Genomic DNA, 15,104 nt, shown 5'->3' with positions numbered 1-15,104 from the left:
CAGGTCTCGCCGCGAGTCACCGACGAAACTGGAACATGTTGCGAAAGTACTCGAAAGCGGCCGCCCAGGAACCCGTTTCAGAGCACGGATAGGCGGAGTTCGTTCGGTTGGTGTCCGGGCATCACCGCGAGTGCACGGCGCTCAGCACGAATTCGTTCACGCACCTGACGAACGCCTGGCAGGCGGCCGAGACCGGAGCTCGGGGCGCCACCAGGTTGACCTGCCGCCGCAGTGCGGCGTCGGATACTTGCCGCAGCACCAGGCTCGCGTCCCGGTCGGCATGCGACCGGGCGACGGACTCCGGCAGCAACGCCACACCCAGACCCTGACGGACGAACTGGGCCACCTGCTCGACTCGGGTCACCTCGAACGCGACATGCCTTGTCACACTGGTGAATCCGCGGTCGCTCTCATGGCGCAGGCCGTAGCCGGGCGGGAAGTCGATGAACGGGCAGGCCGCCAGGTCGTGCACGGAGACCGACGCACCCGCCGATGCCGGATGATCGACCGGCAGCACGGCGACCAACGGCTCGCTCAGCAGCGGGGTGAATTCCACGTGCGCCATGACCGATTCGACGGCCAGTCCCACGATCGCGACATCGAGTTTCCGGTCGCGCACCGCACCGACCAGCAGGTCACTGCCGCCGCTCCGCAGTGTCACGTTCACCTCCGGATAGCGGGCGTGGAAGGCCGCCATGAGCGCGGCGACATCCAGCAGCTCCGGCGGCACCTCCATCAGCCCCACGGTCAACCGGCCGCGCACGGCGCCGTGCAGCGCTTGCGCGTCGATGACGAGCCGATCCACTCCGGCGAGCACCTGCCGGATCTGCGGCAGCAGCGCCTCCCCCTCCGGGGTCGGAACGACCGACCGGGTGGTGCGCGCGAACAGCCGCACCCCGAGCTCGTCCTCGAGTTTGCGCACCTGCTGGCTCAGCGCCGACTGCACGACGAACAGCTCGGCGGCCGCCTTGGTGAAACTGCCGAGCTCGGCCACCGCGACCACATAGCGCAACTGCTGAAGGTTCATCCGATCAATCACTCTCGATGATGAATACGATCATATTTATACCTTGGACTGGATAGTTCCGGCGGCCCAGAATCATCGGCATGCCCGCGCACCCCGATCTCTACCCCTCCCCCACGGCCCCGGTGCCGCTGCGCCCGCACGGCGGCCCGCGAGTCAACGATTGCTCGGATCCCGCTGTGCGCGAGCGCATTACCGGCGAGATCACGGCCCTGCCGTTCCTGGGCACACTGACCTGCTCGACCCGCACCCTGACCGCGGGCGCGACGGAGGAACTGGTGCTGACCTACACCGTCGGCAGCTCCGGGATCGCCGACAGCGGATGGCTCAAGCTCTGCTTCCGGTACTACTCGGACTGGGACCTACAGGTCGTCGACCCCGCCGGACGCGACTACGCGACCGCGCGGCTGATACACCGCTCGCTGGTCGGCGGCGCGTCACCGGACAGCGCTGCCACCGCACAGCGCCTGGACGTGCGCTACGACGTGAAGGGCGGCGAGCGCCCCTTCCAGAAATCCGTCCTCGTCCATGTGGTGGACGGGTATCTGCGGCCCGGTGACGTGATCGAAATCCGGCTCGGAGACCGGCGTTTCGGTGGTCCCGGTACACGGGTGCAGACCTTCGTGGAGGATGCCTTCGCCTTCCATCTGTTCGTGGATCCGCTCGGCACCTCCCGCATGGCACACGCCGGGGCCTGCCATCTCGCTATCGTGCCCGGCCCGCCCGAACGCCTGGTCGTGCACGGCCCCCGGCTGGTGCGCGCCGATGCCGGGGCGGTCGACCTGCACGCGCATCTGCAGGACCGCTGGGGCAACGCCTGCCGCGACCTGCCCGTCCGGCTGCGCGCCACCCGCGCGGACCGCACCGTCGCCACCGCGACCACGCCTGCGACGGGCTGGGCACGCGCCACCCTCACCGTGCCGCCGGTCGGCGACACCGACGAGATCCTGGTGGCGGCCGAATTCGAGGGCGGCGCAGTCGCATCCGCGCGCTGCCACCTCGATACCATCGCCGACCTGCCGGCACCGCGCGCGTTCTTCGCCGACCTGCACGTGCACTCCGACGACACCGTCGGAACCCAGGACACGGCATGGAATCTCGCCTACGGACGCGAGATCGGCGCGCTGGATGTGCTCGGCTACACCGCCAACGACTTCCAGATCACCGACGAAACCTGGGACGAGGTGGTCGCCGCCTGCCGCCGGGCCGGGGAGGACGGCCGGTTCGTCTGCTATCCGGGTGTGGAATGGTGCGGCACCGCGGGCGTCGGCGGCGACCACAATGTCGTATTCCTCGGCGAGGACACCACTCTCGCCCGCTCGCTCAGCTGGCACGCGAACATGTCGAGCACCACCCCCGTACCCGAAACCTGGCCCATCACCGAGCTGTACGCGGCCTACGACAGGGACCCCGACTCCTACCTGCTCATCCCGCACGTCGGCGGCCGGCGCGCCGTCCTCGACTGGCATCACCCGGAATTGGAGCGGCTGATCGAGGTCCACTCCACCTGGGCCTCGAGCCCCTGGTTCCTCGAGGACGCCCTCGCCCGCGGGCTGCGCCTGGGCGCCAGCGCCGCCAGCGACGAGCACCGCGGACGGCCCGGCAGCGGTGCGCCCGGCGCCAATATCTTCGGGGCGGCCGGCGGCCTGACCGGCGTGCTCGCACCCGAGCTGACCGCCGCCGAGGTCGGCCGGACCCTGCGCGCCCGGCGCACCTGGGCCACCACCGGCGCCCGCGCCGTCGCCCTGCTGCGCTCGGGCGACCGGTGGATGGGTGACGATATCGTCCCCGCCGCAACCGAACTCGATGCCGAGTACGCCGTGTACGGCACCACCGGATGGGAGGAGATGCGGCTCTTCGACGCCGCCGGTGAGGTCTGGCGGCGCGACCTGCACGCCGAAACCGGCTTGTCGGACACGCTCGTTCGCGTGCGCTGGGGCGGGGCCCGCCATCGCGATCGGTATCGCTGGGCGAGCTGGACCGGACGAATGCGGATCACCGGCACCGACGTCACGGCCGCCGAGCCCTGGGCGGCCCTGCATCCCGAACAGCAGATCGCTGCTACCGGCAACGAGATTGCCTGGCGCACAACAACCTACGGCGCGGATATCGGAGTGGTTCTGACACTCGGAGCGCTTGCGGACGCCCGCTTCGAGCTGGAGACGACCGTGCGCGAGGACGATCGGCGCGGCACGCTCGAGGTGACCGGTGCCGAGCTGATCCGGTCGGGCCACCGGGAACTTGCCATGGGCGGGCTCGATCTCCGGCTCCGGATCGAACGCATCGCCGACCCGGCCGGGCTCCCGGTCAGCGTGCGCGGCGCCGTGAATCTCGCGGTACCACCGTGTGACAGTGCCGTCTACCTTCGCGCCCGCCAATTCGACGGCCACCAGGCGTGGACCAGTCCCCTGTTCCTCACGCGTACCGAAAACCACTGAACCCCATGACCATTCCCGCCCGCATCAGGCTGATCCGCCGCCTGCACATCGACCTGATGCGCATCACCACCGCATCGTGTGAGCCCTCCGGCATTCCTCCCCGATTCTCCGCACCGCGCGCCGAGACCGGCCGCGCGTCATCCTCAGAAGGCACACACACATGCATTCCCCCACCCTGGCCGCCGTCGGGCTCGTCATCGGGTTCTTCGTCGGCCTCACCGGCATGGGCGGCGGCGCCCTGCTGACCTCGGTGCTGGTCCTCGGCTTCGGCATCCCACCCCTGGCCGCCATCTCCAACGACCTGTTCGCCTCGCTCATCATGAAACCGTTCGCGGTCCCGGTTCACCTGCGCCGCAGAACAGTTCACTGGCGGCTGGCCGGACTGCTCGCCCTCGGATCGGTCCCTTCGGCCTTCCTCGGCGCGGTCCTGGTCGGAGTGCTCGGCCACGCCGCGGCCGTCCAGAGCAATCTCAAATTCGCCATCGGGGTCGGACTGACCCTGTCCGTCGTCTTCACCCTCGCGCGCCAAGCGATCGAACGCCGACGCCGAAGCCCGCTCGCCACCGACGACCTGCCGCTGACGATCCGTCCCGTCCCGACCGTCCTGATCGGAGTCCTCGGCGGCCTGCTCGTCGGACTCACCTCCGTCGGTGCGGGCGCGGTCATGATGGCCGCACTGGTGATCGTCTACCCCACCCTGCGCCCCAACCAGCTGGTGGGCACCGACATCGTGCAGGCCATCCCCCTCGTCGCCGCCGCCACCCTCGGGCACCTGCTGTTCGGCGATGTCCGCCTCGCCCTCACCGGATCCGTTGTCCTGGGCGCGATCCCGGGCGTGATACTCGGCGCCTTCCTCTCCTCCCGGTCCCCCGCCGCGATCATCCGCCCCGCCTTCACCGCCGTCCTCACCGCTTCGGCCCTGGCCCTCCTCCACGCGACCATCACCGTCATCTCCCTCGCCGCAGCCTTCGCGCTCACAGCGAGCGTCCTCCTCACCACCGCCAAGCCTCGAACAGCGGTGACGGCGTAGAGCATTCCGTCTCCGACTCAGGGTGTCGCGAGCGTCTTCCCGCCGCGGCAGTGCGGTGCGCAGCCACATCGATGTCAGCTGATGGAAAGTCCCGTGGTGGCATGTGTTCGGTGGCGTCGGAGGTGGTCGAGCAGGAAAGCGACCAGATAGCAGCAGGCCGCGACGGTCATGATGGTGAAACTGGCGGGTGCGGATGGTATTTCGTAGGAGAGCGTGATGCCCGCCCACACGGACAGGACGGCAAGAGCTGCGGACGACCAGAAGGCCGTCCACGGCCGATCGGCGAGCCGGGCGGCAGCGGCCGCCGGGCCGGCGAGCAGCCCGAGGACGACAACGGAACCGACCAGCGGGGTGGCCTCGGCGACAGTTGTGCCGACGACAGCCAGGAAAACAGCGCCCAGCAGGCGCGTGGGTACACCTGCTGCCCGGGCGACGGCGGGATCTATGGTGGCGAACAACAGTGGGCGCGAGACGATCAGCAGCAGCGCGATCGCGACCGCGCCGACGAGTGCGGCGGTCCCGGCCGCCGCGGCATTGATCCCGAAGATGCTGCCGAACAGCACGTTCACGTTCGCATTGCCGTTTCCGCCGCTGCGGTGAGTGGTGTAGTAGGTCAGGAGGGCAATCGAGACCCACAGCAGGGGCCTGCCGAGCACCGCCAGCAGCAGCAGGCACGGCACCGCGGCGACCAGCAACAGCACGACCTGCCCATCGGTGACGCCCGCGATCGTGCCGAACAGCAGGTTCGTCAGCCCGGACAGAAAGCCCTTGTACAGGCTGACGAACAGCATTCCGGTGGCCAAGGCGAACGCCTGCACGATGCCGATCACAGCCGACTGCTCACCGCCACCACGGGCCCGGACCGAGCGGGGCAAGGCGGCGATCACGATCGCCGCGCCGACGCAGGCTCCGAAATATCCATAACCGGAAGCGATTCCCAGCCACGCGGCCGCGGCTGCGCCCGGGAATCCGACCAGTGCCAGAGTATGGCCGGCGAAGCTCTCCCGGCGCAACACCATCACCCAGCCGGCCGCGCCCGCCACCACTGCGACGATGGTGCCCGCACGGACGGCGTTCACCATGAACGGATACGCGAGCATCTCACGCAGATCCTGCACCAGATTCCAGGACGCCGCCGGGTTCATCGGGATTGCCCCGCATCCGGATTCGTCACCGTGTGCCCGGCCGCGACATCGGGCTGCCCCACGACCACGAGCCGCCCGGTGCTGTCGCGCAGCACCTCGATCCGGATGCCGTAGAGCGCCGACAACCGCTCACCGGTGATCACTTCCTCGGGTGTACCCGTCAGAGCCGTACCGTGCGCTAGATAGATCAGCCGATCCAGGTACGGCAGAATCGGATTCACGTCGTGGGCGACCATCATGACCGCGACTCCCTCCTGCCGGCAGACGCCGCGGATGAGTGCGCTGATCCCGGCCTGACTCGGCACGTCGAGACTGTCGAGCGGCTCGTCGAGCAGCAGCAGTCGCGGGCGGCGGATCAGCGCCTGCGCGATCAGCAGTCGCTGCTGCTCGCCGCCCGAGCACTGCCCGATCGGCCGATGCGCGTACGCGCTCGCGCCGACCAGCTCGATCACCTCCCGCAATCGCCGTTGTGTCGTCTGGAACCGCTGCGGCGTGACGATTCTCGAGAGGAACGGGATGGGCGTACCCCAGCGTGCGCCGTCGAGGCCGAGCCGGACGATATCGACGCCGCGGATGCGCACACTCGCGTCGAACGCCCGACGCTGCGGCAAATACCCGATCCCGGCATTGTGCCGCCCCGGTCGGCTACCGAGCACTTCGAGTGTGCCCGTACCGGTCGGCACCAGGCCGAGAATCGCCTTCAGCAGTGTCGACTTCCCTGCGCCGTTCGGGCCGAGCACGGCGACGAAATTCCCCGGTTCCACATCGAGCGAAACCTCGGACCAAATCCGCTTACCGCCAACCGCCGCCGCGATCCCCCTCATATGGACCACGGCTTCCGCAGTGGACGGCAGCAGGTCCGCGACTGGGTCCGTCGCGGCCCGGGCCTTCACGGCGGTCATTTACTTGCCTGTCGCCTTGTGCAGTGCGTCTTCCAACGTCCGCAGCTGAGCGGACTGCCAGTCCTGGAAGGTCGCATCGGCCGGGGCGAGCGTCTCGGTGACGGCGCTGACCTCGATACCCTGCTTCTTCACCGCGTCCACCTGTGCCTGCACGTCCGGAGTGCTGTTCTGGCTGTTGTAGACATAGACCTTCACCGCCCTGGTGGTGATCTGCTGATCGATGGCCGCCTTGTCCGCGGGCGCGGGATCCGTGCCCTCACTGATCGCCTTCAGGAACGCGGCGGGCGTAATGAGATTGAGCCCCAACGCATCCGAGAGCGGCGAGAAGATCGATTCGCTGGCCCCGACCGAGGTGCCCGCGTACTTGGCCTTGATGTCGGCGATCAGGCCGTTGTACTTGGCCAGCGCGGTGCCGACGAACTTTGTGCGCAGATCGTCGAAGTACGCGGCGTCAGCCGGATCGGCCTTCTTGTAGTCGGCGGTGATCGCGTCCACGATCTTGGTGACCGACGCCGGCGAGTACCACTGGTGCGGGTTCCCGTCCTCGGCCACCCCGAGCTCCTTGCCCACGCTCAGCTCGACGCGGTCCTTGCCCGGGTTGGCCGCCAGCAGCTTGTCCGCCCAGGCGTCGTAGCCGATTCCATTGGAAATGAACACCTTCGCGCCCGCGACCGTGCGCGCGTCCGCAGGCGACGGCTCGTAGTCGTGCGGGTCGGTGTCGGGATTGCTGATGATGCTCGTCTCGTGCACCTTGTCACCGCCGAGCTGTGCCGCGATGCTCCCCCAGGCATTGATCGTCGCCACCACCTCGAGCTTGCCGCTCGACGACTCCGACGACTCCGACGACGTGCCGCACGCCGCCGTTACCCCCAACAGCGCCACCGCGCATGCGGCCGCCGCCATCGCGCGTTTGCTGAAAACCAGACCAGCCATCTTACAACCTTCACCAGATCTTGAAATCGAAAATCATTACCAACAACGTAACAGCGCTTCCACGCCTTTTCCAAGCCGAATCCGAACCGGGCATCCATGCAAATCAGCAAGCCGCCGGGCACATCGGACCGTCTGAGAAATAGCTACCTATCAGCACATACGCAAAAGGATGCGCACATTATGATGTGAAAATGACAGCGGAGGGGAAGCGCACGAAGAGAGGCACGAGAAAGGAACGAGGATCATGACCACACCCGAGCATGCAGCGCACACCGAGCACGACCACCATCACGGCGAAGGTTGCGGACATGTAGCTGTTCCACACAACGGCCACACCGACTACGTGCACGACGGTCACCTGCACCGCGCACACGGCGATCACTACGACGAGTGCGAACCGACCGCGCACACCGCGCACGAAAGCCACGATCACGTCCACGGCGAGGGCTGCGGCCACACCGCCGTGCCCCATGGCGACCACGTCGACTACATCCACGATGGGCACCGGCACGCACCTCACAACGGGCACTACGACGAACACTGATGATCGCGCTCGGCGGATGCGGTTCGAATGTCCGGACATCGACAGCCATAAGCGTTCGGCGGAAGTTCAGCCCTGAAAGCTGTTGTCGCGCAGGGGTGGCGGTGAGAGGCCGGATGCTGCGTGGCTTCAACACCCTGCCTCACGAACGCCAGCCCTGCGGGTAAAGCAGTGGCAACCACGGTGTGCACGGCCATACTCTGCGTTCGTTATGAACCAGTACGAGATCCGCGCAGACTTCGACCGCGACACGATCGTCGTCTACCAGGCCTTCAACGAGGCCATCGCCTCCGCCGCTGTCGCAGCGCAACGCTTGGTCGAGCCCTTCTCACTCAACCGCATGACGTGGATCAAGCCGTCTTTCCGATGGCTCATGCAACGCAGCAACTGGGCCCGCAAGCCCGGTCAGGAACGCATTCTCGCCGTCCGGATCACCCGGACGGGATGGGAGGAGGCCCTCACTCGCGCAGTCCTCACCAGTCCCGAGCGGCGTGTCTACGCTGATGCCACAGAGTGGCGGGCGATGTTCGAGCACGCGCTCGTCCATGTCCAATGGGATCCGGAATACTCGATCCAGGGGGCGAAGCTCGACCACCGCAGCATTCAGGTCGGCTTGTCTCGAAACATCGTCGAACGCTACGTCAGCGACTGGACCGTAGAGATACGCGATTGCACTCCTCTCGTGCACCGGATCTCCGCACATCTGCGCGAGGGGCGGGCCGACCGCGCCAAGCGCCTCATCCCTCCGGAGAAGCTCTATCCACTCGGCGAAGAACTAGCGAGAAGTCTTGGGGCCCTGTGACTTACATCCGAGCACAGGTGGGCGAACCCGGCGGCACCGCGACCGAGCTGATACAGCGACGATACGAGACCAGCGTTTGACAAGGAATTCAAGCGACTGCTTGACTTTCTTTATGCCGGAGCAGAAGACGGATTTGCGGCGGGAGGCCGGGCAACGGACGCGGGAGCGGTTGCTGGCGGCCGCGCTGGAGTTGCTCGCGCAGCGGGGGCAGGAGGGCGTGACACTGCGGGAGATCACCGACAATGCCGGGGCCAATGTGGCGGCGGTGAGTTATCACTTCGGGTCGCTGAAGGCGCTGTGCGATGCGGCCATCGAGCAGGCGTTGGAGCGGTATCTGGACGCACAGATTCAGGAGCTCGGCGCGGTGGAATCCACTGCGACGCTTCAGGACCTGGCCGCGGCGTTCGCGCGGCCGATGGTTCGCGCACTGGCCGCCGGTGGGCAGGATCTGGCGGTGATGCGAACGGTGGCGCGGATCGGCATCGACCCGCCGGAGGGGTGGGATCGATTGAACGAGAAGTTCGATCGGACCCGCGCCGAGAGCCTGCGGGTGCTGACCAACCATCTACCCGGGATCGACGAGCAGGAACTGACCTTCCGGACCCGTTGTGCGGCCGGGCTTTTGAACTGGCTCGCGCTGGCGCCCATCGGCGCGGAGCTCGCCGCGAAACCCACGGATGAGATCGAGCGGTTGCTCGTGCCCGTGGTGGCCGGAGCCTTCCACGGCCACGAGCACACCGCCTGATCCGGCCGAACAAGCCTCTCCACCAAACAATTCAAACGATCGCTTGACAAGACCCTCAGTGCGGCAGAATATTTAATCAAGCGTTTGATTTTACTGAGGAGAAGGCCATGACCACCACCGCCGAAGCCGTCGTCCGCGCCGCCTACCACGCGGCCGAGGGCAGTGTCATGGACGTGCAGGGATTCAAGGACCTGTTCACCGAGGACGGCGTGTTCAACAACATCGTCGCCGGGGAGACCTACCGCGGTGAACACCTCGGAGACCTGGTCGTATTCATGGGCCGGCTCGCACCCGACATCCACCGCAACCTGCACCGGGTCCACGTCATGGGCAATGTCGTCGCCGTCGAACTGACCATCGAGGGCACCTTCACCGGCCCGTTCGAGACGCCCGCCGGGACGATCCAGCCCACCGGCGCCAAACTGGCCATCCCCACCGCCGACTTCTGGTACATCGAGGACGGCAAGATCAAGGAATTCAACTGCTACGTAGGCGTGAGCGTCATGCTCGCCCAACTCGGCATCCGACCCGACTTCGCCGGTGCCGTCGCCGCCTCCGCCGCGGCGGTCGGCTGACCGCACCTGCCGTCGACACCAGGTGCGCGCCTTCCCCGAAGGCGCGCACCTGTCTGTCTGCCTCGAATGTTCCGATGGCGCGGCCAGTTCCGATCAGGACAGTTCAGCGAACGCGCCGGCGATAACGGCTACCCTGCAACTGCCCGACGCTCTCCCCCTCCTCGATCGCGTAGCCGGAGTCGTAGACCAGACCGATCACGGTGTCGACCACACCGGCGACGGTGATCACCACGCCGCCGTAGGAGTGACCGGCGTGAACCACCTCGGTAGCGACCCGCGTCAGGCATCGATCGCCGCGATTCTCGGCGCACAGGCCAAGCTCATTGCCGAGTCCAGGGGCAGGCTGAAACTGATCCCTGCCTCGGGTCACATGACGGTGCCCAGCGTCGGCGTCATGCCCACCCAGGCGCAGTCGAACGCCGAGATCGACTCCCGTGCACAGGATCTGGACGTGATCATCGGCACCACAGCGCAGGAGATGACCGCCTTCCATCGGCAGGTCCCATGGATGCAGCGACTGCGTGCGATTCCCGGCATCGGCCCGGCACTGGCCAACGCGATCGAACAGACGATCGGCGCCCTGATGTTCGGAATCCCGAGCTTCGTGAAATCGTCATGCAGATGTGGTGGTGCTTCGTATGTTCGTTCACCTGATGGTGGCCGCGGCGCGGCACGCTGGTGTCGGGTGCGCGGGCCCGCTGGCGGTGCCGTGCGCGGCCCCAGGCCGAATTCGGAATCCCGTGCGGCGGCGGGCGCTCGCGGAGCGATCGCTGGACACCACGACAGCAGGATGTGCAGAACCCTTGGTAATCGAGACGGTACGACACCGGCCGGCGGTGCAGGAGATCCCGCCACCGGTGATGGCCGAATCCGCGCCGACGCGTGGTAGTGAGTACGCGGCCTTGTTGCGGCAGGTACGGCAGGCGGGTCTGCTCGACCGGCGAATACGGTATTACGGGTGGAAAACCGCGTTCACCGCAACGGCTTTCGCGGCCGGATGGGCGGCACTGTGGGTGATCGGCGACTCGTGGTGGCAACTGGGCACCGCGGTCTTCCTGGCCGCTGTATTCGCGCAGCTCGCGTTCCTCGGACATGATGCCGGGCACAAACAGATCTTCCGAACCCGTCGGGCCAACCATCTGTACGGGCTCATCGTCGGCAATCTCGCCACCGGGGTGAGCATCGGCTGGTGGACCAGCAATCACAACCGCCATCATGCGCACCCCAACACCGAGGGCGCGGACCCCGACGTCGCGGGAATCCTGGCCCACTCCGGCGAACGAGCGCTCACCGGAAAAGGCTGGCGGCGCTTCGTCTTCCGCTACCAGGCCTGGCTCTTCTTCCCGATGCTGTTCCTCGAGGCGGGCAGTCTGCACAACTCGAGCGTGCGCGCCGTGTTGAAATGGCCCATCCCACACCGTATCCGGGAGGGAGCGTTGCTCTCCGCACACGCGATCGCCTACCCGACCGCGGTCTTCCTGGCGCTGTCACCGGTCAAGGCGCTGGCCTTCATCGCTGTCCAGCAGGGCCTGTTCGGCTTCTACATGGGCTGCACCTTCGCGCCCAATCACAAAGGCATGACCGTTCTCCCCGCCGACGACAACACCGACTTCCTCCGCCGGCAAGTCCTGACCTCCCGGAACGTACGCGGCGGGCCCCTGATCGACCTCGCGCTGGGTGGACTCAACTACCAGATCGAACACCACCTCTTCCCCTCCATGCCCCGACCCGCCCTCCGCAGCGCCCAACCCCTGGTCCGAGCCTTCTGCGCCGAACTCGCCATCCCCTATGCCGAGACCTCCCTCCTCACCTCCTACAGCCAAGCCCTCCGCCACCTGAACGCCGTCGCCCGCCACACCCGCTCCGAATAGCGCGGACCGATCTATATAGCGCGGACCGATCTATCCGGCCGCTTTTCGGACGAGGCCCTGGCACGGCGGCAGGTTCGCGACTGCCGGCGGACACCGCGGGGTGACCGTGGCAGCCAGCGCGCCTATCTCAGTGGTCGTGGTCGTCCTCGCCGTGCGGGTGGCCGTGGGCGAGTTCGTCCTCGCTGGCGTCGCGGATGTCGACGACCTTGACGGTGAAGTGCAAGCGCTGACCGGCGAGCGGATGGTTGGCGTCGATGGTCACCTCGTCGCCGTCGACCTGGCGGACGATGACGATCTGCGAATCGCCGTCCGGCGCCTCCGCGTGGAACTCCATTCCGGGCTCGAGCTCGTCCACGCCCTCGAACATGTCGCGGGGCACGGCGCTGACCAGTTCGGCCAGGTACTCACCGTAGGCGTCCTCGGGCTCCACCACGACGACCAGCTCGTCGCCGGTGCTCTTGCCCTCGAGGGCCTGCTCCAGGCCCGGCACGATGTTGTCCGCGCCGTGCAGGTACACCAGCGGCGCCTCGCCGACGGAAGTGTCCAGCACCTCGCCGTCATCGGCCTTCAGCGTGTATTCGATGGAGACAACCTTGTCAGCGGCGATCGACATGGCGGTAACCCTTTCACAGAGGAATCCGGACCGCGCAAATGTATCCCGTCAACTTTCCGGCGCCTGCTCGGCGTGTCCGCCGGGCGCTCGCGGGCCGCCACTGCTAAGAACCCCATCGTGCCCGATGCATTTTGGCATTTCGTTGCCGCACTGTCCGTTTCCGCCACCGCAGTGGTCGCGCCCGCGACCGCACTCGCCGCACCACCATCCACACCGGAATGCGCGACCACCCTGTCCGCCGCCGAGAACGACGAGATCGCCCGGCTCGCCGATACCGGCACGCTCGCCGGCGACGACGAACTCGCACGGCTCGAGGACGCCGTGTCCCGCGACCACCTGATCACGCAGATCCTCGAGCAGCACGCGGACCGCCGCGGCGGCTTCGCCACCGGTCTGGACATCGTCGAGCAGCAGGCGGTGCTGCCGCTGCAGCGCGATCCGCAAGCGTTCGCCGACCCGGAGTACGCGCACCGGGTCAGCTTCGATCTACTGCGCCGGTTCCTCGACAATGTGCACGCCGAGTTCGGCGGCGGCACGCCGGAACCGCACTGGGCCAACTACTTCGCGCTCGCCGCGGACTGCGCGGCCTCACCCGGCCGGGTCGCGCTCGCCGGCTACAACGCGCATCTGATCGTCGATCTGCCACGGGCGGTCGCCGAGGCCGAATCGACACCGGCCGACGCCGGGGACTACTTCAAGATCGTGGCCAGCATCGCCCAGACCGGCGATGTCATCACCGAGCGGACCGACCGGATCTACCAGGCGAACATGGGCCCGCTGTGGCGGTTCTACTTCTTCGGCGAAGGACTCGATCAGGTGCTCGGCCAGGGCGTCGCCACCAAGCCGCTGCTGGTCGCCGCCGACCTCGGGGCCAATGTGACGATCTTCGCCAACGGACTCGCCCTCGCGAATCCCGCACTCACGACGGCGACGGCCGCGGAGATCGAGCTGGAGCGACAGACCGCGGAACGCGCGTTCGACATCCTGGCCCGGCTCAACGGAATCTGAGATCGCATCGCGAGGCGAAAGCCACTGCCCGGCAGCGGCTTTCGCCTGGCTCGCGCTATCGGCTCACTTGGCCGAGAGGCTGCTGAGGAGTCCCGCGAGGGGGTTGGACGCGGAGGAGCCGGAGCCGCCACCCGACGGGGTGCAGTCGACGACGTTCACGGTGGTGGTCTTGGTGCTGACCACCTCCTGCGTCGCCTTGAGCGTGTGGGAACCGGTGGTGGTGGGCGTCCAGCTGAAGGTGGCCTGGCTGTTGGACACCTTGGAGTTGCCGACCTGGGTGTCATTGTCGGTCAGCGACACGTCGAACAGGAACGAGGTCGCGGTGACGGCGACGGTGACGGTGGTGGCCTGGTTGACGCAGACCTGACTGCCGCTGACGGTGATTCCGGTGACCAGCGCGCTCGCATCGGGAGCGGTCAGGGCCGCGACGGCGGCCGCGGCGCCGAACGCCGTCGCGCCGATTCCGGCTCGGCGGGAATTCTTCATGATGGTGCTCCTCACGTATCGCTCACGACAGCGTGAGCAATGAGAAACAATAACGCTTCACTGTTGCGATCGGAGTGGATTACCCGAGACCCACTTCGCCGTCGCCACTGCCGATTCGGCGTCGCTGGCAGAATCCGGGGCATGGCCCAATCTTCGGTTTCGACCACGTCGCCGGCGGTCGGTCGGGCGCTCGACATCCTCGTCCGATTGGCCCAGGGTCCGGGCCCGGTCCGAGCCGCGGCGCTCGCCCGCGATCTGGGGCTGCCGCGCTCGTCGGTCTACCACATCCTGTCGGTGCTGGTGGACCGCGGATTCGTGGTGTACGTGCCCGGCGAACAGGCCTACGGACTGGGCGTGACGTCCTTCGAGATCGGTTCGGCCTACCTGCGCCACGAACCGCTGGAACGGCTGGCTCAGCCGATTCTGCACCAGCTGGCCAGACAGCTCGGGCAGGCCGTGCATCTGGGCATCCTGCACGGCAACGAGACCGTCTACCTGCTCAAGGAACGCCCCGGCTCCGGGCCGGCCGCGGAGGTCTCGCTGATCACCGATATCGGGGTTCGGCTGCCGTCGCATCTAACCGCGAACGGGCGGGCGATTCTCGCCTCGCTGCCCGATGCCCAGGTAAAAGCGTTGTACGCCAAGCGTTCCGACTTCATCACCCGCACCGGGCGCGGACCCCGGACCTTGACCGAGCTGCGCCGAGACCTGGACCAGATCCGCGCCCGCGGCTGGGCCGAGGAGGTGGAACTGGTGACGGCGGGCCTGCGGTCGGTCGGCACGGCGGTGTTCGACCACAACAGCCGTCCGGTCGCGGCCCTCAGCACCACGTGGCGCACCCTGTCCTATCCCGAGCCGGAGGTGGTGGGCCAGGCCCTGCGGTGGGGTGCGGAGCGCCTGACCTCGCGAATCGCGGGTCAGGCACCGGCAGCGCGGTGACTCGGCACCCCTGCTTGTGAGGCCCCTCACAGCAGTTGTATGTTGTTGTATA

At 67.4% G+C, this 15,104-nt stretch carries 17 protein-coding genes; 10 read left to right on the top strand and 7 right to left on the bottom strand.

Annotated features, from left to right (window positions below):
• Positions 1 to 121 precede the first annotated feature (121 nt).
• A complete protein-coding gene (locus ACFXHE_RS16405) occupies positions 122 to 1,027 on the bottom strand; it encodes a LysR family transcriptional regulator (RefSeq protein ID WP_379383786.1) in 906 nt (301 codons plus the stop codon).
• A gap of 80 nt (positions 1,028 to 1,107) precedes the next feature.
• Here ACFXHE_RS16405 and ACFXHE_RS16400 point away from each other — a divergent pair, with 80 nt between their 5' ends.
• Positions 1,108 to 3,462 carry a hypothetical protein gene (locus ACFXHE_RS16400; RefSeq protein ID WP_379383784.1) on the top strand — a complete coding sequence of 785 codons (2,355 nt, stop codon included), beginning with the start codon at positions 1,108 to 1,110 and terminating at the stop codon, positions 3,460 to 3,462.
• A gap of 160 nt (positions 3,463 to 3,622) precedes the next feature.
• Positions 3,623 to 4,492, top strand: a complete 870-nt coding sequence (locus tag ACFXHE_RS16395) for a sulfite exporter TauE/SafE family protein (protein WP_379383782.1) — start codon at positions 3,623 to 3,625, stop codon at positions 4,490 to 4,492.
• Between the two features lie 74 nt (positions 4,493 to 4,566).
• Here ACFXHE_RS16395 and ACFXHE_RS16390 read toward each other — a convergent pair whose 3' ends face one another.
• From ACFXHE_RS16390 to ACFXHE_RS16380, 3 genes are read right to left on the bottom strand one after another with little or no spacing between them, the layout of a single operon-like run.
• The gene (locus ACFXHE_RS16390; protein ID WP_379383780.1) at positions 4,567 to 5,637 is read right to left on the bottom strand and encodes a metal ABC transporter permease; all 1,071 of its coding nucleotides are present in this window, start codon (positions 5,635 to 5,637) and stop codon (positions 4,567 to 4,569) included.
• Positions 5,634 to 6,539: a metal ABC transporter ATP-binding protein gene (locus tag ACFXHE_RS16385; RefSeq protein ID WP_379383778.1), complete on the bottom strand. Its 906-nt coding sequence runs from the start codon at positions 6,537 to 6,539 to the stop codon at positions 5,634 to 5,636. Before ACFXHE_RS16385 ends, ACFXHE_RS16390 begins: the two co-directional genes overlap by 4 nt.
• A complete protein-coding gene (locus ACFXHE_RS16380) occupies positions 6,540 to 7,472 on the bottom strand; it encodes a metal ABC transporter solute-binding protein, Zn/Mn family (protein ID WP_379383776.1) in 933 nt (310 codons plus the stop codon). It abuts the gene before it with no gap.
• Between the two features lie 244 nt (positions 7,473 to 7,716).
• On the opposite strand from ACFXHE_RS16380, the gene ACFXHE_RS16375 reads away from it, so the two are divergent.
• The 4 genes from ACFXHE_RS16375 (at position 7,717) to ACFXHE_RS16360 (ending at position 10,135) form a co-directional block, all read left to right on the top strand.
• On the top strand, positions 7,717 to 8,016 hold the full coding sequence (locus tag ACFXHE_RS16375; protein ID WP_379383774.1) for a hypothetical protein: 300 nt from the start codon (positions 7,717 to 7,719) through the stop codon (positions 8,014 to 8,016).
• Positions 8,017 to 8,224: 208 nt separating this feature from the next.
• Complete coding sequence (locus tag ACFXHE_RS16370) at positions 8,225 to 8,815, top strand: DUF4291 domain-containing protein (protein ID WP_379383772.1); 591 nt, start codon at positions 8,225 to 8,227, stop codon at positions 8,813 to 8,815.
• Positions 8,816 to 8,927: 112 nt separating this feature from the next.
• Entirely contained in the window at positions 8,928 to 9,560 is a 633-nt protein-coding gene (locus ACFXHE_RS16365) for a TetR/AcrR family transcriptional regulator (protein WP_379383770.1), read from the top strand.
• Positions 9,561 to 9,667: 107 nt separating this feature from the next.
• Complete coding sequence (locus tag ACFXHE_RS16360; RefSeq protein WP_379383768.1) at positions 9,668 to 10,135, top strand: ester cyclase; 468 nt, start codon at positions 9,668 to 9,670, stop codon at positions 10,133 to 10,135.
• A gap of 103 nt (positions 10,136 to 10,238) precedes the next feature.
• Here the strand turns inward: ACFXHE_RS16360 and ACFXHE_RS16355 are convergent, their stop codons facing one another.
• On the bottom strand, positions 10,239 to 10,397 hold the full coding sequence (locus ACFXHE_RS16355) for a hypothetical protein (protein ID WP_379383766.1): 159 nt from the start codon (positions 10,395 to 10,397) through the stop codon (positions 10,239 to 10,241).
• Here ACFXHE_RS16355 and ACFXHE_RS16350 point away from each other — a divergent pair.
• Together ACFXHE_RS16350 and ACFXHE_RS16345 are read left to right on the top strand one after the other, a co-directional pair.
• Positions 10,389 to 11,024 carry a hypothetical protein gene (locus ACFXHE_RS16350; RefSeq protein ID WP_379383764.1) on the top strand — a complete coding sequence of 212 codons (636 nt, stop codon included), beginning with the start codon at positions 10,389 to 10,391 and terminating at the stop codon, positions 11,022 to 11,024. The genes ACFXHE_RS16355 and ACFXHE_RS16350 overlap by 9 nt on opposite strands.
• The gene (locus tag ACFXHE_RS16345; protein ID WP_379384180.1) at positions 10,996 to 12,006 is read left to right on the top strand and encodes a fatty acid desaturase family protein; all 1,011 of its coding nucleotides are present in this window, start codon (positions 10,996 to 10,998) and stop codon (positions 12,004 to 12,006) included. Before ACFXHE_RS16350 ends, ACFXHE_RS16345 begins: the two co-directional genes overlap by 29 nt.
• A gap of 127 nt (positions 12,007 to 12,133) precedes the next feature.
• Here ACFXHE_RS16345 and ACFXHE_RS16340 read toward each other — a convergent pair whose 3' ends face one another.
• The gene (locus tag ACFXHE_RS16340; RefSeq protein WP_354839406.1) at positions 12,134 to 12,619 is read right to left on the bottom strand and encodes a peptidylprolyl isomerase; all 486 of its coding nucleotides are present in this window, start codon (positions 12,617 to 12,619) and stop codon (positions 12,134 to 12,136) included.
• 117 nt (positions 12,620 to 12,736) lie between these two features.
• Here ACFXHE_RS16340 and ACFXHE_RS16335 point away from each other — a divergent pair, with 117 nt between their 5' ends.
• A complete protein-coding gene (locus tag ACFXHE_RS16335) occupies positions 12,737 to 13,627 on the top strand; it encodes a DUF5995 family protein (protein ID WP_379383763.1) in 891 nt (296 codons plus the stop codon).
• 63 nt (positions 13,628 to 13,690) lie between these two features.
• On the opposite strand, the gene ACFXHE_RS16330 is transcribed toward ACFXHE_RS16335, so the two are convergent.
• A complete protein-coding gene (locus ACFXHE_RS16330) occupies positions 13,691 to 14,113 on the bottom strand; it encodes a hypothetical protein (protein ID WP_379383762.1) in 423 nt (140 codons plus the stop codon).
• Positions 14,114 to 14,254: 141 nt separating this feature from the next.
• On the opposite strand from ACFXHE_RS16330, the gene ACFXHE_RS16325 reads away from it, so the two are divergent.
• Positions 14,255 to 15,052 (top strand): IclR family transcriptional regulator, encoded by a 798-nt coding sequence (locus ACFXHE_RS16325; protein ID WP_379383760.1) that lies wholly within the window; start codon positions 14,255 to 14,257, stop codon positions 15,050 to 15,052.
• The last annotated feature ends 52 nt before the right edge of the window (positions 15,053 to 15,104 follow it).

Source organism: Nocardia sp. NPDC059229 (assembly GCF_042754165.1).
In the GTDB taxonomy this organism is placed as follows: domain Bacteria; phylum Actinomycetota; class Actinomycetes; order Mycobacteriales; family Mycobacteriaceae; genus Nocardia.
The sequence above is the reverse complement of the archived record's forward strand: the minus strand, read 5'-3'. Positions and strand labels throughout refer to the sequence as shown.